The organism is Paraburkholderia fungorum, assembly GCF_046027605.1.
Classification (GTDB): domain Bacteria; phylum Pseudomonadota; class Gammaproteobacteria; order Burkholderiales; family Burkholderiaceae; genus Paraburkholderia; species Paraburkholderia fungorum_F.
Genome location: NZ_JAQQEF010000044.1, coordinates 1 through 19,552, shown reverse-complemented (window position 1 = coordinate 19,552; position 19,552 = coordinate 1). Strand labels below are relative to the sequence as shown.

The following is a 19,552-nucleotide window of genomic DNA, read 5'->3' as shown; positions in this document are numbered from 1 at the left end:
GCGACCAGCCAGGCAACCAATCCCCCCCGCGCCATCACAAAACACCGCCGCGCAGCGCCTGTTCGCGACCGCCCGCATGTGGTCGACCAAGCATCGCGACGATCTCGCGTTGCAGTCGATCCAGAAGGCCTTGCTGATCGCGCCTGACGATCCTTCGCTGCTGGCCCAGCAGGTGCGCATCCAGTTGCATCTCGGCCAGGCCCAGGCCGCGCAGACGACGCTGGCGCGGCTGCGCGCCAAGGCCCCTGGTACGCCGGCCACGCAGCAAATCGAAGACGAGTTCCGCGTCGCTACCAACGGCCGCGAGGAACTGGCAACCATCCGCCTGATGGCGCGCAGCGGCCAGTCCGTCGAAGCGACGCGGCGGCTGGTCGCGCTGTTTCCTCACGGCGCACCGTCGGGGTCGCTCGGCGCCGAGTACTACCAGATCATCGCCGGCACGCCCGAGGGCCGCGGGCAGGCGATCGACGCCTTGCGTCAGCGGACGGCAGCCGATCCGTCGGATGTCGATTCGGCGCTGGTGCTCGCCAATCTGCTGAACGCACGCGGCGAGACGCGCGCCGAGGCCAACCGCATCGCGTGGAATCTCGCCACGCGGCCGGATTCGGATCGTTCGGCGTCGCTCGACGCGTGGCGTCACGTGCTGCAATCCGCCGGCGCGGACCCGGCTTATCTCGCCGCGCTGCGCGCCTATCTGCAACTCGTACCGGACGACACCGAATTCAAGGACCGGGCGGCCGTGATCGAAGCGCAGCTCGAGGCGCAACGCCAACTCGAAAACAATCCCGACTACATCGCGCAGCAACGCGGCCTGCAGGCTCTCGCGCGCAACGATCTGGCAATGGCCGAACCGCTGCTCACGCGAGCCGCGCAAGCTCGGGCGAACGACCCCGAGGCGGTCGGCGGCCTCGGTCTGGTGCGCATGCGCGAAGGGCGGCGTGACGAAGCCCGCACGCTGTTTCTGCGCGCGGCCGAGCTCGCGCCGGACAATCGCGGCAAATGGGACAGCCTCGCGCGTGCCGCGCAGTTCTGGGGCACCTTGGCCCAGGGCCGCGAGGCCGCCGCAGCAGGACGGCCGCAGGATGCCGAGCGGGCCGCGCGCGCCGCGCTCGCAATGGAGCCGGCCAACGCCGACGCCAAACTGATGCTCGCCGACGCGCTGCTCGCCCAGCACAACTGGAGCGCTGCGGAACCGCTGCTGCGCGAGCTGCTGGCGGCGCGCGAACCGAACCTGGCGGCGCTGCGCAGTACCCAGACGCTGTTCGAGAACACGGGTCGCGCGGCCCAGGTCGCGCCGCTCCTCGAAGCATTGCAAAGCCGCTTCACGGCCGCCGACGACCGCCAGAGCCTCGCGCAACTGCGCGCCGACATCCTGAGCGGAGAAGCGGAAAAGTTGCTCGCGGCGGGCCTGCGCGGCCCGGCCGCGCAGCGCTACGAAGCGGCGTTGCGGCTCGCGCCCGATGCGCCGTGGACGCGCTTTGCGCTCGCGCGTCTCTATCGCGATCTGGCGCTGCCGCAACTTGGGCGGGTCGTGATGGACGACGGCCTCGCCGTGTCGGCATCGCCCGAAATGCGTTATGCGAGCGCGATCTATCGCAACTCGCTCGACGACATCGACGGTGCGCAAGCCGTGCTCGCACCGATCGCCGACCAGGACCGCACGGACGGCATGCGCGCATTCGAGCGCAAGCTGCAAGCGCAGCAGTGGCTCGCCCAGGCCCGCGCCGCATTCGCGCAGGACGACCGTGCAGGCGCGACCCATGCGCTCGACGAGGCACGCTCGCTGGCCGCCGACGATCCGAACCTGCTGGCCGCGGTCGGCGCGATGTGGATCGATCAGGGCCAACCCGAGCGCGGCCTCGCGTTGCTGCAGAACTGGATCGACACGCATCCGCAGCAGACCGACGCCGATGTGCGTCTGCGCTACGGCGATCTGCTCGGCAGCGCGAAACGCAATGACGCACTGGACGCGTGGCTGACCTCGCTGCGTAGCGATGCACACCTGAGCCCCGCACAAAGCGCGCGTCTCGAAGATCAGGCGTTGCGCTCGATTCTGCGCCAGACCGACGAAGCACTCGATCGCGAGGACTACGATGCCGCGCGGCAGTTGCTCTCGCGAGTCAGTCCGGCTGGCCGGCGCGACAAACGGTATGCGTTCGAAGTCGCCGACCTCGAACGTCTTCAGGGGCGCTATGCGGCCGCGCGCGCCGCGCTGGCGCCGGTGCTGGCCGCGACGCCGAACGATCCGGACGCGCAATTGGCGCTCGCCCGGGTGCTGGAGCAAAGCGGCGAACGCCGCCCGGCGCTCGATCTCGTGCGCACGGTGGTCGACGGCGCGGCGCCCGACGACGTCGACACGCGGCTGTCCGCGGCTCGCCGTCTGGCGGCCTTGCGTCACCCGCAGGAAGCGCAGCGGATCACCTCGGCGTTGCGGATCGCGTATCCCGCGCGGCCGGACGTGACGGCGCAAAGCGGACGGATCGCTCAGGACCTCGGCCAGTACGAGGACGCCGAATCGCTGTACCGTCTGTCGCTTAGCCAGGAACGCGCGGCGGGTGAAACGGCCGGCCCCGACGGCACGCCCGCGCAGGCCGCGCTGGCCGATCTGCAGCAACGCCGCGATCCGGAGATCGAAACCGCATGGATCCCGGCGTATAAATCGGGCGACGCCGGCATTTCGCAGTTTCGCGCGTGGCAAGCGCCCGTGTACGTGCAGATTCCGTATCGCTACGACGGCCACTTTTTCCTCCATGCCGATACGGTGCATATCGATGCCGGCACGCTCGACGTCAGCGACGCGAATTCGTTTACGCGCGACACGTTCGGCACGCTGGGCGCCGCCGACAAACTCGCGCAGGCGCACAACGTCGACGCGCAGACCGTGGCCGACTATGCCGCGACGCTGCCATACCTGCATCAGTCGGCCACCGGCGTCGCGCTCGGCGCCGGTTATACGTCGGATGCGTGGCGCTTCGATCTCGGTACCACGCCGCTCGGTTTTCCGGTGCATTACCTGGTGGGCGGCGTGCGCTATCAATTCGACGCGGGACCGGCGAGCTTTTCGATCAGCGGCTCGCGTCGTCCGGAGACGAGCAGTCTACTGTCGTACGCGGGCATGCACGATCCGCTGACCGGCACCGTGTGGGGCGGGGTGCGCCGCGACGGCATCGACTTCCACTCGGCGGTCGATATCGGCACGACCAGCGTGTTCGCCGATGTCGGCGCGGGCATGCTGACCGGCCGCAATGTGGCGAGCAACCAGGAAATCACCCTGCGCACCGGCTTCACGGTGCCGGTCTACCAACGCGTCAACACGCTGGTGAGCACGGGGCTGGTCGGCAACGTCTGGCACTACACCAATAATCAGCGCTTCTATTCGTTCGGGCAGGGCGGCTATTACAGCCCGCAGCGCTATCTGTCGCTCGGCGTGCCGATCGAATGGGCGGGCCGGCGCGATGCGCTGAACTGGGATCTGACGGCCACCGTCGGCGTGTCGAATTCGTATGAGAAGGACTCGCCGTATTACCCGAACGGTTTGCCCGCGCTGAACAGCGCGTCGGCGGCGCTCAACGATCTGTGGAAGACGGCCGGCTCGGCGCCGGGCTTCAGCAACCTCGTCAATACGGCCAGCTCGACGCATGGCGTCGCGTTTTCGTATGGCTTGAGCGGCATCGTGCAGTACCGCTTCAACCGTTATCTGGTGGTGGGCGCGCAACTGAGCATCGACCGTTCGCATGACTACGCACCGAGTTCCGCGCTGCTGTACATGCGCTACACCTTCGACGGACGCAAGCAGGACAACAGTCTGTCGCCGAGGCCCGTGGGCCTTTACTCCAGCTTTTGAGCGGCGATGCAACGAGATCAGGGAAGCCACGCGTGAGCACCGTTTCGAAATCACTCAAGCCGACGCCGGCTGGCGCGTTCGTGCGACGCCTGCTGCAGGCTGTCCGCCGGGCGGCATCGGCTGGCGATGCGCGGCTGGTCGGCCAACTGGCGATCGATGCGCTTCCCGCCGAATGGGCCGCGCTCGAAACCGGCAAGCTCTACGCGATCTATGCCGCCGCGCGCACGCCAGGCGCCGACGCGCTGCTGTGGGAAAGCGCGCGCGAGGCGCAGGCGCGCGACGTCACCGTGGTGTTGGCGCGCACTCGCGCGCAGGTCGCCCAACGTCTGCGCGAACTCGGTTTCAGCGCCCACGCGCCGGCCTCCGGCTGGCCGCGTAACCTGAGCGTCCTCGCGATGCCGCCGGCTGGTCCCGGCGGCGCAGGCCCCCACGGTATGCCGCCGGTCCCGCTTGCCAGGGTGTTTGGTGGTTTGCGCGCGCTCAAGCGCTTCGGCTTCCGTTCGCGCTCGCTGTATTTCGTCGAAGGCGCCGAACGCTGGTTCAACTGGGACGATCCAGCGGCACTCGCGCGTGAAGGCCGGATGCTCGCGAACTGGTGCGCGGTGCGCGACATCACGCTGGTGTTGCTGCTGGGTTCGCAATCGGAAGCCAACGCGGACGCCAACGTAGACGCAGACGCGGATGCCGCTCTGGACGCCGCTGCCGGTTCACTGTTCATCGAGTCGACCCTCGACAGCGCGGCGGCGCAGCTTGGCCGCAACGAATTTCATGCGGCCTGCGCGGGTGTCGCGCGGATGGAGCGCACCCACGGCGAGTTGCTATGGCAGGTGGATTTCTGGCGCTCGGACCGCACGCTCGTCACCGGCGAAGTGCGCTCGTTACGCTTTACCGATAACGGCCGGCTGAGCGTCGCGCCCGATCCACACAGCGACGCCGCCGCGCGCGCCGATGGGCTGCTGGCGCGCGACGAGCAGCGGGTGATAGTCAGCCGCGCGGTGGTGCGCGGACACGAGGCGTGGGTGCCGCCGAACTGGGAAGTGCTGGCCGATCAGCAGGCCGTGCTCGCGGCCTGCGTCGACGCGCAGGCGGCGACCGTCGTGCTCGATTACACCGGCGGTGCGCAACTCGAAGCGCTGTGCGCGGCGATCCATGCGCTGCGCCGCCAGGCCGGGCGGGCGTTGAAGATCGTCGTCGCCGAACGGGGCGAAGTGCTGCGTCATCAATACGAACTGCTGGTGCTGACGCTCGGCGCCAACCTGGTGCTGGGTCGCGATCTGCCCTTCTCGCGGATGCAGTCGCTGCTGCAATCGTTGCAGGGACAACTGCACACGCGGCCGGTCGCCGCTGACTATCGCAGCGCGCTCAGCGCCGCGCTGAGCGAAGACGTGCTCGGTTATCTGCCGGCCGGCACGTTCTGCGAGCGGGTGCGCTCGGTGCTCGAACGCAGTGCCGTGTTACACCTGCCGCACGTGCTCGTCAAGCTGACGCTGCTGCCGCAATGCGCGCACGTCGAAGCCCTGAAAAGCTGTGTGCCGCGCCGCGCGGGGGACATCTTCACGGCCGATGCCTCGCACCTGTACGTGTTCCTGTTCGCGTGCCGGCGGGCCGATGCGGACGCCGCGCTGGCCCGCATCTTCGATGTGCCGGTCGAACGGATTGCGGACGACATCGTCCATCTCGCGGAGCAAAGCATCGGCGATGAATTGAAGGCGCTTGGCGCCGCGAGCCGGCGCACGCCCGTCGCCGATTACAGCGATCTGTTCGCTACGCCGTCGCGTAGTCGAACTGCTGTGCCGCTCGCAGCCGCGCACACCGGTAGGGTCTTGCCGGTTGAAGAGGGGACGACGACGGTCGAGCAGCTCGCCGCGGTGGAGCAAGCGCTCGCAGCCGCGCGCGCGGAAGCGACGCAGGAGCTTGCCGCGCCGCCACGCCGCGCCGAACCTTACGCGATGCCGCTGCGCAAGAAGGGGAGCGAGTAATGGAATTCCTGTTGATCTGTTTTGCCGCGGGTCTGATTCTCGCGATTCCCGTGTGGATCGTGTGGCAGCGCGCCGGCTCGCGTCGCGGTCTCGCGGCGATCCGCCACTTCGATCCGCGCGATGCGGTGCCCTGCGACATCGAGCCGGTCGCATTGCGCGCGCGCCTGTTGCCTGACGCCGACCGTGCCTCTGGAGGCGCGTCATGAAGACGATTGCTATCGTCTCCACCGCCGGCGGCACCGGTCGCACGACGCTGAGCGCCGCGCTCGCCGTGCTACTCGCACGGCGCGGCCGTCCCGTGGTGGCGCTCGATTTCGATCCGCAGAATCTGCTCGGCGCGCACCTCGGTCTCGATTGCCTCGCCCCGGCCGGCCTCGCGCAAGCCATGCTCGACGAGAACGCAGCGTGGCATGCGCACACGTGGCGCAACAGCGAGGGCGTGCTGTTCGTGCCGTACGGCGCGGTGTCGCTCGAACAAAGCGCGCGCTGCGATGCGCGCCTCGCCGCCGAACCGCGGTGGCTCGCGAACGCGCTCGCGCAACTCGATTTGCCGCGCGAGGGCGTCGTGCTCATCGATACGGCCCGTTATCCGTCGCAGCAAGGCGAGCAGGCTGTGCAGAGCGCCGATCTCGTGCTGTGCGTGACGCCGCCTGAACCGGCCGCCTGCGCGACGCTGGTCGCGCGGCTCGATGCGTTGCGGCGCGGCGGCGCGCCGCTGCGGATCATCGTCAACCGGCTGAATCCGGCGCGCGACATGCAACGCGACGCGCTGGCGATGCTGGGCGCCGCGCTCGGCGACGGCCTGCCGCTCGCGCAGCGCGTGCATCTGGACGCGGCACTGCCCGAATCGTTCGCACGCGGTACATGGCTATTCGACGACGCACCGCATTCGCAGGCTTCGCACGATCTGCAAGGCCTCGCCAATTGGCTGCATGCGTGGCTTGCCGCGGCGCCGTCTGATGCTGATGCGTCGACGGCAAACGCGCGCCGTGCAGAGGGGCGGCCATGAACAGCCCCGCATCCGCCAGCCGCAGCGAGCGCACGCGCCGCCAACGCGCGTTCGACTGGCTCGCGCGCGGCCTCGGCCTGCCCGCCGAGCGCACGGCGCTCGACTGGTTCGTGCGGGTGTTCTTCCATCCGCCCGCTGCCGGCAAGGCGGATCTCGCGCGCCTGTGGATTCGTGGCGCCGTGCTGCATCTGGCCGCGCACTGGGGCGTGCTGGAACCGCATCGGCTGCGGGCGTGGTTGTGGCGCGCGTTCATCCGCGCGCCGAAACCGCATGCACAGACGGGCGCGGCCAAAGTGCGCGCCGTGCTCGCATGGATCGACCACTGGCTGGTGCCGCTGCTGCTGCGCTGGCGGCGCGCGCAGCGGCGCCTCGAAGCGCTGCTGCCGAGACTGCCGTGGGAACGCTGGGGCGGGCAGCTCGAAGCCGGCACGCAGCGCATCGGCCACATTCGCTGGCTGCTGCCGTTCCTCGTCGTGGCGGGCGCCGTGGTCTGGTCGATGATCGGCACCTCGCCGTTGCAGGAGGAAGGCCAGTTCGAATTCTTCGCGGTGCTGGCGGTCGTGGCGCTGGTGGTGCGCCGCTTCCCTGGCCGCATGCCCGTGCTCATCCTGACGACCCTGGCCTTGCTCGCGATGGTGCGCTACGTGTGGTGGCGCGTCACGCAGACCCTGTCGTTTCAGACCCCGGGCGAGGCGATTCTCGGCTACCTGCTGTTCAGCGCCGAAGCGTACACCTGGATCATTCTGCTGCTTGGCTTCGTGCAGACCGCATGGCCGCTCACCCGCACGGTTGCCGAACTGCCCGCCGACACCTCGAGCTGGCCCACCGTCGATATCTATATTCCGACCTATAACGAACCGTTGACGGTGGTACGGCCGACCGTGTTCGCCGCCCAGGGCATCGACTGGCCCGCGGACAAGCTGCGGGTCTATCTGCTCGACGACGGCGATCGCGAAGAATTCAGGAATTTCGCCCGCGATGCCGGCATCGGCTACCTCACGCGCAACGACAACCAGCATGCGAAAGCGGGGAACATCAATCGCGCGCTCGACAAAACGCACGGCGATTACATTGCGATCTTCGATTGCGACCACGTGCCGACCCGCTCGTTTTTGCAAACCACGATGGGCACATTCCTGCGCGACGCCCGTTGCGCGATGGTGCAGACGCCGCATCATTTCTTCTCGCCCGATCCGTTCGAGCGCAATCTCGGCACCTTCCGCCGTGTGCCCAATGAAGGCAATCTGTTCTACGGGCTCGTGCAGTCCGGTAACGATCTGTGGAACGCATCGTTCTTCTGTGGCTCGTGCGCGATCATCAAACGCGCGGCGCTTGTCGAAGTCGGCGGCATCGCGGTCGAAACGGTCACGGAAGACGCGCACACCGCGCTCAAACTGCACCGGCGCGGCTATACCACCGCATATCTGCCGACCGTGCAGGCAGCTGGCCTCGCCACCGAAAGTCTCGCCGGCCACATCAAGCAACGCACCCGTTGGGCGCGCGGCATGGCGCAGATTTTCCGCATCGACAATCCGTTTCTCGGCCGCGGACTCGGTCTGTGCCAGCGCCTGTGCTACGGCAACGCGATGCTGCATTTCTTCTACGGCATCCCACGGCTCGTGTTCCTGACCATGCCGATGGCGTACCTGTTCTTCCAGATGTATTTCATCAACGCGTCCGCGACCACCATCGCGGGCTTCGTGCTGCCTTACATCGTGCTCGCCAACATCGCGAACTCGCGGATGCAGGGCAAATTCCGCCATTCGTTCTGGGCCGAAGTCTACGAATCGGTGCTCGCGTGGTACATCGCGCTGCCGACCACGATCGCGTTCTTCAGCCCGAAGCACGGCAAGTTCAATGTGACCGACAAGGGCGGCCGCATCGACGAAGGCTACTTCGACTGGGCGGTGTCGAAACCGTATCTGGTGCTACTCGCACTGAACGCCAGCGCGCTGATGGCGGGCGTGTACCGGCTGACGCTGGGCCCGGGCGGCGAAACCGCGACGATCCTGATGAACGTGTTCTGGACTCTCTACAACCTTGTGATGCTCGGTGCGGCCGCGAGCGTGGCGCGCGAGGCGAAGCAGGTGCGCGTCACTCACCGTATCGCGATGCGTGCCGCGGCGACGCTGCTGCTCGTGGACGGCACGACGGTGGCGTGCACCACCAGCGACTATTCGACCGGCGGTCTCGGCCTCGAAGTCGATCCGGCGTTGAAGCTCGCACTCGGGGACAGCCTCGGCGTGTGCCTGAGCCGGGGCGACCGGCAGTTTCATTTTCCGGTGCACGTGAGCCGTTTTGTGGGCCCGCACCTCGGCGTGCGTTTCGACGATCTGACGCTCGACCAGGAGCGGCAGATGGTGCAATGCACGTTCGGCCGCGCCGACGCCTGGCTCAACTGGGACGAAGAGACGATCGAGGACGCGCCGCTGCGCGGCCTGAAGGACGTGCTGACGATGGGCATTGAAGGTTATTCGCGGTTGCTGGACGGCGCGGCGCGCGCCGTCCAGTCGCTGCTCGCGCTGGACCGTACACGCTATTAATGCCGCCGGCGCATGCGCTCGGCCAATGAGAGAGTTCCGTCAATGACGCTGTGGAATCTGTATTTCATCATCAAGCTGTATCTGTTCACGGGCGGGCATCTGCAGCCGGTGTGGATCGCCAATATCGGCTTCGCTCTGGCGCTGGCGGCGAGCGCCACGCTGCGTCATCGCGGCTGGCGCGTGCTGCGCAACGTGGTGGGTCTCGCGATCGGCATTCCGCTGATGTACCACGAAGCGAACGTGCCGCCGTTCTCGCGCCTGACCGAAGAATTCGGCAACCTCACCACCTTCAGTTTCGGCTACTGGCTCGAACTCGCGCAGCGTTTCTTGCCGCCGATGCTGCTGCTCACCGCGTTCGGCGCGCTGGTCGGCTATCTGATCGTCAACCGCTGGCTGCGGGTCGCGACGTTCGTGCTGATCGCGCTGGTCGCGATCCCGCTGTGGCAACAGGGCAGCGCGGTGTACGCGCGGCTGCAGAGCGGACCGGCCACGGCCGCATCGCCGAATACGCTTGCTGCGCAGCCACTCGACCATAACGCGGCGCTGTCAGCTTTTCGCACGCAGGAATCGCAACGGCAGGTCACCTTCGGTCATCTCGGCGCCGATCCGAACACGCAATTCGACGTGATCGTGCTGCATATCTGTTCGTTGTCGTGGGACGACCTCGACGCGGTGAAGGCACGCAATCATCCGATGCTGAGTCACTTCGACTATCTGTTCACCAACTTCAGCACCGCCGCGAGCTATAGCGGGCCGGCCGCGATTCGCGTGCTGCGCGCGAGCTGCGGCCAGGAAGCGCACGCGGACCTCTACAAGGACTCGCCGCAGCAATGTCACCTGCTTGCCGACCTGGCGCAGGCGGGTTACACGCCACAGACGATGCTGAATCACGACGGCCACTTCGACAACTTCCTGCAACTGGTGCACGACAACACCGGCGTGCCGAACGTGCCGATGATCTCGAACACGAGCGTGCCGGTCGCGATGCATGCTTTCGACGGTTCGGCGATTCGCGACGATTACGCGACGCTCGCCAACTGGTATGCGCAGCGCGCCAGCACGCCCGGTCCGGTTGCGCTGTACTACAACACGATCAGCCTGCACGACGGCAACCGTCTGCCGAACAGCAATCTGTCGAGTATCGACTCGTACCCGCAACGCGTGAACAAGCTGATGAGCGACTTCGACCGCTTTGCGGATCTGATCGCGGCCTCGGGGCGCCGCGCGGTGATCGTGTTCGTGCCGGAGCATGGCGCGGCGCTGCGCGGAGATGCGAACCAGGTGGCCGGGCTGCGGGAGATTCCGACGCCGCGGGTGGTTCATGGTCCCGCCGGTGTGCGGCTCGTGGGCTTCCAGGGCAATCACGGGCCAACCACGGTGATCGACAATCCGACGAGTTTTCTCGCGATTGCGCAGTTGTTGTCGAATCTGGTTTCGAACAGTCCGTTCAAACCGGGTGTGACCTTGTCGCAATACGCGGCCAATTTGCCGCAAACGCAGATGGTCGGCGAGAACGAAGGGACGGTGACGATGAAGACGGCGTCCGGCTATGTGGTCAAGACGCCTGACGGCGTATGGGTGGACGGCAAATGACAGCAACCGGTCTTGAAGCGAAGGTGCAGGCGAGCGGCTGGCCGGTTGACGATATCACCGGCCTTGGGCGCCGCCTGCCTGAAGTCGATCCGGCCAGGTACCTCGACGAACAGGCGCGGGAGTCGTATCAGCTGTCGCTCGTGAAGTGGCCGGTGCTCGCCCGGCTGATGAAGCTCGTGCCGCTCGATGAGGCCGCGGAGTCTGCTGCGTCCACTGCATCCGCTATGCACGAAACCGTGCAAGCGGCAGCGGTCGACTTCGACTAGGCGTTTGCCTGAGAACGCGCCGGTTGGCGCGTTCTCAGGCAGCGTGTTTTTTCACGCAACTCGCGTTCTCACGCAGCGGATGCCCAGGCGGCGTGCGCCATGTTCACCGCAACTGCGTCACCGCCAGCAGCAACACCATGCTGCCGATCGCGCCATCCAGCACGCGCCAGGCGGTAGCCCGGCGAAACAGTGGCGCCAAGGCACGGGCGCCGTAACCCAGGCCGATAAACCAGACCCCGCTCACCGCCATCGCGCCCAGCGCGAACGCCACCCGTGCGCCGTCCGGTTCGCGCGCGCCGGCCGTGCCGATCAGCAGAAACGTGTCGAGATACACGTGCGGGTTGAGCCACGTGAAGGCCAGGGTCATCAGGATGATCGGCATCGCACGTTGCACGGGTGCCGCGCTCGTGCCGGACGCCGCGCCACCTGCATCGGTGTTGAGCACCGCATGGCCCGGACGCACCGCACGGCGCAGCGCGTTGATGCCGAACCACGCCAGATACGCGAGCCCGACATACAGCATGGCGTGGACGAACACCGGATAGCGTTCCACTAGCACGGACGCGCCACCCACGCCCGCGCCGATCAGGATGAAGTCCGACAGCGCGCACAGCGCGACGATCTTGCCGACGTGCGAGCGCATGATGCCCTGACGGAGCACGAAGGCGTTCTGCGCGCCGATCGTCACGATCAACGACGCGCACAAGGCGGCACCATGGGAAAAAGACAGCCAGTTCATAATCGATCCAGTAGACGTGAAAAGCGAACGAGGCTAGTCTGCGGTTTTGCGTCTCATAAGAGAAGCTAATTTACCTAACCCGGATTAAGGAACGCTAATGCTCGACTATGCGTTGCTCGATGCGTTGGCCGCCGTGGTGCGGCACGGCTCGTTCGACCGCGCGGCCAGCGAACTGAACGTGACGCCCTCGGCCGTCTCCCAGCGGGTCAAGCTGCTGGAGGAGCGGGTGGGCAGTGTGCTCGTGAAGCGCGGCCAGCCGTGTGTCGCGACCACCTCGGGCGCCCTGCTGTGCCGCCACACCGAACGCGTGCAGCTGCTGGAAGCGGAACTCAGCGGCCGGCTCCCGGCACTGCCCGGCACCCTGGTGGAACCGTGGCCGGCGCTGCGCGTGGCCGTCAACGACGATAGCGTGGGCACCTGGTTCATCGACGCGGTGGCGCAGTTCTGCGTCGAACGGGAGATGCTGCTCGATCTGGTGGTCGACGATCAGGACCACACTGCGCAGCGGATTCGCGACGGCAGCGTGCAAGGCGCGGTCACCACGCAAGCGGAGCCGGTGCAGGGCTGCCGCTCGACCAGGCTTGGACGGATGCGCTATCTGGCAGTCTGCACGCCGGAATTTCGCGAGCGCCATTTCGCCGACGGTGTCACGCGCGACACGTTGCGGCGCGCGCCGTGCGTCGATTTCAATCCGAAGGATCAGTTGCAGAAGCGCTTCATGCGGCGCATCACGCGGGCGGACCTCGATCCGCCACTGCACTGGATTCCGCACGTCGCGGGGTTCTTGCGCGCTTGCGTGACGGGACTGGGCTGGGGCATGTGCCCGGAACGGATGATCGCGCCACATCTGGCGAGCGGCGAATTGGTGGACATGGCGCCCGGCAAGCATCTCGATGTCGATCTGTACTGGCAGAGCTGGCGCTTGTCGATTGGCTGGCTCGACGATTTCGGCGCGATGCTGCGCAAGCGGGCGGCGGAGTTTCTCGATTGAGCGCCGCCTTCGCGGCTCCCCCGCTTGCGGCTCACGTTAGCGGTGTGCGGGCGGCCACTCCTTGTACTCGACCCGCACGCCGCGTGCCCCCGCTCGCGCCGCGTAACGGTCGACCACCTGGCGCACGTCATGGTCGATATGGTCGGCGTGGGTTGCATCGAGAATCAAGGTCGCGCCGGACGGGATCTGCCCAAGATAGTGCTTGAGTTGCGGCGTGCAGAAGAAGGTCGCGCTCTTGCGCACGGTCAGCAGATAGTGGTCGCCGTCGCGCGTGAAACTCAGCACGCGGCGGATATTGCGTTCGACCACCAGCATGACGCTCAGGACGAAACCGATCGTGATGCCGATCAGCAGATCGGTCACCAGCACGCCGACGATCGTGCCGATGAACGGCACGAACTGCGCGAACCCCGCCTGACTCATCGACACGAACAATTGCGGCCTGGCGAGTTTGTAACCGGTATGAATCAGGATCGCCGCGAGGCTGGCGAGCGGAATCATATTGATCACGCTGGTCAACGCGAGACAGGCGATCAGTAACACGACGCCATGCGTCACGCACGACAGCCGGCCGCGAGCGCCCGCATGCACGTTGGCGGCGCTGCGCACCACCACGGCGGTGAGCGGCAACGCACCGAGCAGGCCGGCGAGCAGATTGCCGACGCCTTGGGCCTTCAGTTCTCGATCAGGCGCCGCTTTTCGATGGTCCGGGTCGATCTGTTCGAGTGCCTCGAGACTCAGCAAGGTCTCCAGACTCGCGACGATCGCGATCACCACCGCTACGCGCCATACCTCGGGATTGAGCCATTGCGCGAAGTCCGGGAACGTCAATGCCTGACGTAGCGCTTCCCACGAGCCGAGTGACGGCATCGCGACGAGTTGTGAGGACGCGAGCACCACGTCCGGCGCGAAACTGTCGACGAGCGCGGTCGCGGCAATGCCGAAGGACACCACGGCGAGCGGCGCGGGAATCGCGCGGACAAGGGCGAAGGCCCGTAAGCGTGGCGTTTCCCACGCGAGGAGAATGGCCAGCGACGCGAGCGCGAGCAACGGCATCGCGGCCGAAACGCTGCCATTGGCGAAGCCTGCCGCCAGCGGCAGCTGATTCACGATCAGCAGGATACCGATCGCGGCTAGCATGCCGTTGATCACCGGCGGCGGCACGTAACTGGCCAATTTGCCGGCGCGCAGGAAACCGAACATCAATTGCAATGCGCCCGCGAGCACCAGCGCGGTCAGAAACGCGGAGAAACTGCCCAGCGTGGCAAGCGCCTGCACGACGATCACCACCAGACCGGCTGCCGGGCCGCTTACGCTAAGCCGCGAACCGCTCAGCAGCGCCACCACGAGGCCGCCGATCACGCCGGCGAGAATGCCGGCAAACGGCGCCACGCCGGAGGCGGTCGCAATGCCCAGACACAGCGGCAGCGCGATCAGGAATACGCTGATGCCAGCCAACAGATCGGTGCGCCAGGCCGAGGGCGGGCAGGCGCGAGGTGAATGGTCATGAGGCGGGGTGGCGTGAGCTTGCGTCATCGGGAGGCTTACCTCGAAGCTGGGGGGGAATTGCATGGGAGGCGCGGCGCTCGCGGCAAAGGCGGAGCGCTGCATCGGAAGCGTGGGTTGCGCGTTGCTGTTGCTGCTGTTGCTGCTGGTTCGCATGCGCCGATCGCACGGCGCATGCGGCTGCTGTGATCAGCCGGTCGCCTCGTGGACGTCGTCGGCGTTGCTGAGCGCCCACTGCGGCTCGGCCAACGCCTTCAGGCGGCCGTCGTGCATCGAAAAGATCCAGCCGTGAATCTGCACGGGCCGTTGCGCGTTCTGAATCAGCGGCATCGCGTGCAGCGCCTGGACCTGGGCCAGCACGTTGAGCTCGGCGAGCCGATCGGCGCGTTCGTCGAACGCATCCAGCAGACGGAGTTCCGCCGCATGCAGCGCGGCCAGCCGGCGGATCGGGGCGATGCGGCGATTGACGTTCGGCAACGCGCCGGCCGGCGGCCGCAAGGCCGCTTGCACACCGCCGCAGCAATGATGGCCGCAGACGATGATGTGCTGCACGCGCAACACGACGATCGCATATTCGAGCACGCTGATGAGACTGTCGTCGTGTTCGCTCACCAGGTTCGCGATATTGCGGTGAACGAAGATCTCGCCGGGCATGGCTCGCGTGATGGCTTCGGGCACGCGGCTGTCGGAGCAGCCGAGCCACAACACGTTGGGCCGCTGATCGCTGGCGAGGCGCTGGAAATAGGCGGGATCGCGCGTGCTGATCTCGTCGGACCACGCGAGGTTTTCGACCAGCATGCGTTGGGGGTAGGTCATTGGTACTCCTTGGGTTGGCGTGCCGTTTCAGTTGTTGCTCGACCAGTAGCGCTCAAAAATCCGGTTTCGGGCACGATTCGCGTCGATGGTTCGCTGGCTTGGCGGGTAGTCGGCCTCGGTGGTCGGAATGGCCCCGTCGCGGCGCGCATCGATCAGTTCCTGGCGGACTTGCGCCCGTGTTTTTCCGAGCTGATGCGGCTGTGCGTCAGGCACGCTCGTCGACGAAGGCGGCGCGACCCGGTTCGGGTCGGCCGGTGCCCGGACGCTGTCGTCGTGGCTCGCCAGAGCGGATGTGGACAGCGCGCTCATGAGAATGGCGGCTAAAGCGATTCGCTTCGATTTCATCTATCTCTCCCTGAATGTTTGGCATGCCGAAGTTGTATCCGGTATGACGCATTCTGCACGGGGAGGCATGAAGCAGTGGTGATCGCTAGATGATAATTACGTCATGCTCCGTTATTTGCCCCGCTGTCTGCGGAATCTCCCGCGCTGGACGGGTGGCGTCGGCAGCGCCGCGGGCTGCTTCGGAAAGCGCAAGCTGAATGTGGTGTGCACATGCGGAATGCTTTCGACACAGCATTCGCCGTGGTGCTCAGTCATGATCGACTTGACGATGGCAAGACCCAGGCCCGTGCCATGCGCCGAATTGTGGCGCGCCGGGTCGACGCGATAGAAACGGTCGAAGATCCTTTCCAGATGCAACCCGGCGATACCGGCGCCGCTGTCGGATACGGATAGCTGGACATCGCGAAGCCGCTCGACGCAATGCAGCTCGACCGTGCTGCCGCGCGGCGCATGCGCCAATGCGTTCGAAACCAGATTGCTCAGCGCACGCTGCACGAGCAGCACATCGCCTTCGAAACTCGCATTGCCCTTCACGACGATCTCCACGCCGGCATCCGCAGCCATGCTTTCGTAATAGCCCGCGACGCGCAACGCCTCGCTGCGCGCGTCCAGCCGTTGCAGCGCCAGGCAGCTTTGCGCGCTATCGGCGCGAGCGAGGAACAGCATGCTATCGATCAGGCGCGAGAGGCGCTGGAATTCGTCCACGCTCGACTCGATCACCGCGCGGTAATCGTCGGCGGAACGGGGTTGCGAGAGCGCGACCTGGGCTTCGGCCAGCAAGTTGGTGAGCGGTGTGCGCATGTCATGCGCGAGATCGGATGAGAACTGCGTGAGACGTGTGAAAGATTCGTGCAAGCGCGCCAGCATCCGGTTAAACGCGTGGCTCAATTCCTTGAGTTCGCCTGGCATGTCGCGCTCGGGCAACGGCCGGGCGAGGCGGCTGCTGGAGATCTGCTCGGCGCGTGCGGTCAGCCGGGCCAGCGGCCGCAGTCCGAAACGCGCAATCCACCAGGCGAGCAGTGCGTTCACCAGCGTGCCGAACACACTCACGAACGACACGTTGAGTGCGTAGGCGCTGAGCAAGACCCCCTCGGCGCTGGCATCGTATTGCACGACCACGCGCACGCTCGCGCCGGATTGGCCGCCGAGCGGTGCCATTGCCACTAGAAAACGCATCGGCATGCCCTCCACCTTCACCTGGACGGGCGCGAGTCCGGCCCGTACCGCGAGCGATTCAGCATTCGGCCAGTAACCGCTGGTGCGGTTGAGCGGCGCGCCACCCTCGTCGAACAGGGCGATGTCGAGATTCTGATGGCCGTGTAGATGGTCGTACCAGATTTCACGATCGGCGCGGACCGCGTCCAGCCCGGGCATGGTGCGCAGGCTCAGTTGCAGGGCGGAGAGGGTCGCTGTCATCTCGCGCGCCGAGGTCGAGTCGAGACGCGTCTTTAAACCGTGGTACAGCAGTACGCCGTTGAATACGAGCAATAGAGAGGTCGATACCGCGAACAGGATCGAGAGCCGTACCCTCAAGGTGCGAGGCATGAGGGGCGCGAGCGGCCTCACGAGCCACACGGCTGCCGGCGCGAGCACGGAGAAGGGCAGGCGCCAGTTCATCGCGGCGCGCTGTCGCGTTCTTCGAGTACATACCCCATGCCGCGCACCGTGTGGATCAGCTTCGGTTCGTAGTTGTCGTCGACTTTCGCGCGAACGCGCCGGATCGCGGCATCGACCACGTTGGTGTCGCTATCGAAATTCATGTCCCACACCTGTGAGGCAATCGTCGAGCGCGGCAGGATTTCGCCCTGACGGCGCATCAGCAACCACAGCAGCGCAAATTCCTTGGCGGTCAACAGGATCGTGTCGCCTTGACGCGTGGCCTTGCGGCGCGTCAGGTCGAGCGCCAGGTCGGCGACATGCAGCGACGCCGTGTCGCGTGCATGGCCACGTCGCAAGATCGAGCGCACGCGCGCCAGCAGTTCGGCAAAGTCGAAGGGCTTGATCAGATAGTCGTCGCCGCCCATTTCAAGGCCGCGCACCTTGTCGTCCAGATCGTCGCGTGCGGTGAGCAGCAACACTGGCGTGGAACGTATGTGGCGCAGGTTTTTCAGCACGGCCCAGCCGTCCAGACCCGGCAGCATCACGTCGAGAATGATCAGGTCGTAGTCCTCGGTCAGCGCCAGATGCTGACCGGTCACGCCGTCTTGCACCCAGTCGGCGACAAACCCCGCTTCGGTCAGGCCCTTTCGCAGGTAGGTGCCGGTTTTCGCTTCGTCTTCGACGATCAGAATTCGCATGGTCTTTCTCCTGGTGACGCCCTCTGCGCCGTATCGCGTGAGCGGCGCGGCAAGCGGAGGGCGAGTAGAGCCGCTGTTGCGTGGTGAGCGCCGCCAGGCGTGAGCGGGTAGGCAGAGTTTTTGCGTTGGCACACGTGCGGCATGTGCGGCAAGTGCATAAGCGCCGGTGCCAATGAGTCGCATGTCCTGCCTGCCGCGAAAGAGGCAGCATGGATGCGCGATTCGGTTCAGGTTGAGGCGCGTGGGTCCGACTATCGGGACTGGATCCGCCGATGCGGTTGCGCGGACGCGGACGAGCGCGCCATGAACTACGGGCAGCGCGATCGACGAAAGACGGATCGCTTGGATGTTCTGTTTCATATCGTCAGGCATGCATCAGACCATACCGAAGCGGCGGCTATTTTGAGACGCGTGGCCGCCGAAATCGGGTAGGCGCATTTGTCATGGCCTCCTGAATGTATGCAGTACTTATACCATGGTGTGATTTAAAGACGCTTGCATCGTTGCATGTCTGGCGTGAGTTGAAAGACGGCGGCTGCTCATCGGGTCGACCGTGCTGGCCCCGTGGGCAGCGCGCCCAACCGTCAGCGCACTGAAGTCCGGCCGACGCACGCGCTATCTGCGCGAACTCGGCGGGAAGCAGCCGAAGCCGTGTTAGACGCCTTCCGTTCGCACCGCGCGTGGGCGCTCGTGCCGTGATGGGACATCCGTTTTCGCGAGTCGCGCTGCATGGCGGACAGCAGTTCAAGCGACAACAAGCCGTGCATGAGTGATGGATTTTTATGATTCACCGGCGCTTCGGTTGCGGATGCGGAAGATGACGCGCCGCCGTTGAACAGGTAAGCGGGCTGATTGAGCCAGAACGCGATGGAGCCGATTGCGATAGCGACCAGGCTCGCAGCCAGGGAGAGGGTCTCGCATTTGCATCTGGCGAGCCGTCTTTTGAGTTCCGATATGAATGCTCTTACGGTCGATGCCCATCTTGCCACGCATCGCATTGGTTGAATTCGTCGCATGCGATTCCCGGTTCGAGGTCGAGAGGGTCTATCGTATAAATACGCGCCGACATCAAGATGAGAACAACATGACATTTCCGTCATGCAGTCCTCAGGCGCATCGCACGGATGGCCACCGCGGATGACCGACTTGTCATGCGGCGCTCACGTTGGTGCAGCAGGTCACGCTTAGCATCGGAACTCAATCAAACGGAGAAACGATGATGCGAAATGCGATGTGGTTGGCAGGATTCGTACTGAGTTGCACCTGTGTGAGTGCGGCGGTTGCCGTCGACACCATCCCGTTGCGCGAACCCACGCCGGGGCCTCATGAGTTTTATAAATTGCACGAACAGGTGTTGCAGAAGCCACGGGTACAGGGTCCGCGCGACCCAGCGGTGCCGGCGGTTCAACGGGTCGCGCAAGGTGCGCAGGCGCTGCAGGCGCCGCAAGGAAAAACCCGCGACGAGGTGAAGCGTGAACTCGCTGCCGCGCGTGCGGCAGGGTGCATGGATGTGCCGGACAGCCAGTACCCGCAGCCCTGTCCGCTGCAGGGCGCCACCCGTTCGATGGCGGACGCATTTCGAACCGAGTAGCGCCGCACGCGGGCTGTGGTGATGCGCGCGCGG

At 66.0% G+C, this 19,552-nt stretch carries 14 protein-coding genes and 1 pseudogene; 9 read left to right on the top strand and 6 right to left on the bottom strand.

What is annotated here, in order from left to right; genetic code table 11:
• The first annotated feature begins 76 nt into the window (after positions 1–76).
• The 7 genes and pseudogenes from PQR53_RS36985 to PQR53_RS36955 all read left to right on the top strand — a co-directional run.
• A complete protein-coding gene (locus PQR53_RS36985; protein ID WP_408465266.1) occupies positions 77–3,844 on the top strand; it encodes a cellulose synthase subunit BcsC-related outer membrane protein in 3,768 nt (1,255 codons plus the stop codon).
• Positions 3,845–3,876: 32 nt separating this feature from the next.
• Positions 3,877–5,823: a cellulose biosynthesis protein BcsE gene (gene bcsE, locus PQR53_RS36980; protein ID WP_408465264.1), complete on the top strand. Its 1,947-nt coding sequence runs from the start codon at positions 3,877–3,879 to the stop codon at positions 5,821–5,823.
• Complete coding sequence (locus tag PQR53_RS36975; protein ID WP_408465263.1) at positions 5,823–6,029, top strand: hypothetical protein; 207 nt, start codon at positions 5,823–5,825, stop codon at positions 6,027–6,029. The genes bcsE and PQR53_RS36975 overlap by 1 nt, the downstream gene beginning before the upstream one ends.
• Positions 6,026–6,832 carry a cellulose biosynthesis protein BcsQ gene (gene bcsQ / locus PQR53_RS36970; RefSeq protein ID WP_408465261.1) on the top strand — a complete coding sequence of 269 codons (807 nt, stop codon included), beginning with the start codon at positions 6,026–6,028 and terminating at the stop codon, positions 6,830–6,832. Before PQR53_RS36975 ends, bcsQ begins: the two co-directional genes overlap by 4 nt.
• On the top strand, positions 6,829–9,375 hold the full coding sequence (gene bcsA / locus PQR53_RS36965) for a UDP-forming cellulose synthase catalytic subunit (RefSeq protein WP_408465259.1): 2,547 nt from the start codon (positions 6,829–6,831) through the stop codon (positions 9,373–9,375). The genes bcsQ and bcsA overlap by 4 nt, the downstream gene beginning before the upstream one ends.
• Positions 9,376–9,417: 42 nt before the next feature.
• Positions 9,418–10,968: a cellulose biosynthesis protein BcsG gene (gene bcsG, locus PQR53_RS36960; RefSeq protein ID WP_408465257.1), complete on the top strand. Its 1,551-nt coding sequence runs from the start codon at positions 9,418–9,420 to the stop codon at positions 10,966–10,968.
• A pseudogene (locus PQR53_RS36955) lies at positions 10,965–11,144 on the top strand (hypothetical protein); the annotation flags it as partial. The gene bcsG and the pseudogene PQR53_RS36955, both read left to right, overlap by 4 nt.
• Before the next feature lie 193 nt (positions 11,145–11,337).
• Here the strand turns inward: PQR53_RS36955 and PQR53_RS36950 are convergent.
• Positions 11,338–11,973 (bottom strand): LysE/ArgO family amino acid transporter, encoded by a 636-nt coding sequence (locus PQR53_RS36950; RefSeq protein ID WP_408465255.1) that lies wholly within the window; start codon positions 11,971–11,973, stop codon positions 11,338–11,340.
• A 97-nt stretch (positions 11,974–12,070) separates the two neighbouring features.
• On the opposite strand from PQR53_RS36950, the gene PQR53_RS36945 reads away from it, so the two are divergent.
• A complete protein-coding gene (locus PQR53_RS36945; protein WP_408465253.1) occupies positions 12,071–12,964 on the top strand; it encodes a LysR family transcriptional regulator ArgP in 894 nt (297 codons plus the stop codon).
• A 36-nt stretch (positions 12,965–13,000) separates the two neighbouring features.
• Here the strand turns inward: PQR53_RS36945 and PQR53_RS36940 are convergent, their stop codons facing one another.
• The 5 genes from PQR53_RS36940 to irlR all read right to left on the bottom strand — a co-directional run bounded on the left by PQR53_RS36940 (position 13,001) and on the right by irlR (position 17,928).
• Positions 13,001–14,500 carry a SulP family inorganic anion transporter gene (locus tag PQR53_RS36940; RefSeq protein ID WP_408465251.1) on the bottom strand — a complete coding sequence of 500 codons (1,500 nt, stop codon included), beginning with the start codon at positions 14,498–14,500 and terminating at the stop codon, positions 13,001–13,003.
• Between the two features lie 159 nt (positions 14,501–14,659).
• The gene (locus tag PQR53_RS36935) at positions 14,660–15,286 is read right to left on the bottom strand and encodes a carbonic anhydrase (RefSeq protein WP_408465249.1); all 627 of its coding nucleotides are present in this window, start codon (positions 15,284–15,286) and stop codon (positions 14,660–14,662) included.
• 27 nt (positions 15,287–15,313) lie between these two features.
• Positions 15,314–15,631 carry a DUF4148 domain-containing protein gene (locus PQR53_RS36930; protein WP_408465247.1) on the bottom strand — a complete coding sequence of 106 codons (318 nt, stop codon included), beginning with the start codon at positions 15,629–15,631 and terminating at the stop codon, positions 15,314–15,316.
• 111 nt (positions 15,632–15,742) lie between these two features.
• Complete coding sequence (locus tag PQR53_RS36925) at positions 15,743–17,176, bottom strand: heavy metal sensor histidine kinase (RefSeq protein ID WP_408465294.1); 1,434 nt, start codon at positions 17,174–17,176, stop codon at positions 15,743–15,745.
• A gap of 68 nt (positions 17,177–17,244) precedes the next feature.
• Positions 17,245–17,928 carry a heavy metal response regulator transcription factor IrlR gene (gene irlR / locus PQR53_RS36920; protein WP_408465245.1) on the bottom strand — a complete coding sequence of 228 codons (684 nt, stop codon included), beginning with the start codon at positions 17,926–17,928 and terminating at the stop codon, positions 17,245–17,247.
• Positions 17,929–19,144: 1,216 nt separating this feature from the next.
• Between irlR and PQR53_RS36915 the strand changes: the two genes are divergently transcribed.
• A complete protein-coding gene (locus PQR53_RS36915) occupies positions 19,145–19,519 on the top strand; it encodes a DUF4148 domain-containing protein (protein ID WP_408465243.1) in 375 nt (124 codons plus the stop codon).
• The last annotated feature ends 33 nt before the right edge of the window (positions 19,520–19,552 follow it).

What these genes read in the sequence shown, in the direction of transcription:
- PQR53_RS36930 (WP_408465247.1), bottom strand. Translation starts at nt 15,631, where the DNA reads ATGAAATCGAAGCGAATCGCTTTAGCCGCCATTCTCATGAGCGCGCTG.
- PQR53_RS36950 (WP_408465255.1), bottom strand. Translation starts at nt 11,973, where the DNA reads ATGAACTGGCTGTCTTTTTCCCATGGTGCCGCCTTGTGCGCGTCGTTG.
- bcsG (WP_408465257.1), top strand. Translation starts at nt 9,418, where the DNA reads ATGACGCTGTGGAATCTGTATTTCATCATCAAGCTGTATCTGTTCACG.
- bcsQ (WP_408465261.1), top strand. Translation starts at nt 6,026, where the DNA reads ATGAAGACGATTGCTATCGTCTCCACCGCCGGCGGCACCGGTCGCACG.
- bcsA (WP_408465259.1), top strand. Translation starts at nt 6,829, where the DNA reads ATGAACAGCCCCGCATCCGCCAGCCGCAGCGAGCGCACGCGCCGCCAA.
- PQR53_RS36940 (WP_408465251.1), bottom strand. Translation starts at nt 14,500, where the DNA reads ATGACGCAAGCTCACGCCACCCCGCCTCATGACCATTCACCTCGCGCC.
- PQR53_RS36985 (WP_408465266.1), top strand. Translation starts at nt 77, where the DNA reads ATGTGGTCGACCAAGCATCGCGACGATCTCGCGTTGCAGTCGATCCAG.
- PQR53_RS36925 (WP_408465294.1), bottom strand. Translation starts at nt 17,176, where the DNA reads ATGCCTCGCACCTTGAGGGTACGGCTCTCGATCCTGTTCGCGGTATCG.
- irlR (WP_408465245.1), bottom strand. Translation starts at nt 17,928, where the DNA reads ATGCGAATTCTGATCGTCGAAGACGAAGCGAAAACCGGCACCTACCTG.
- PQR53_RS36945 (WP_408465253.1), top strand. Translation starts at nt 12,071, where the DNA reads ATGCTCGACTATGCGTTGCTCGATGCGTTGGCCGCCGTGGTGCGGCAC.
- PQR53_RS36975 (WP_408465263.1), top strand. Translation starts at nt 5,823, where the DNA reads ATGGAATTCCTGTTGATCTGTTTTGCCGCGGGTCTGATTCTCGCGATT.
- PQR53_RS36935 (WP_408465249.1), bottom strand. Translation starts at nt 15,286, where the DNA reads ATGACCTACCCCCAACGCATGCTGGTCGAAAACCTCGCGTGGTCCGAC.
- PQR53_RS36915 (WP_408465243.1), top strand. Translation starts at nt 19,145, where the DNA reads ATGATGCGAAATGCGATGTGGTTGGCAGGATTCGTACTGAGTTGCACC.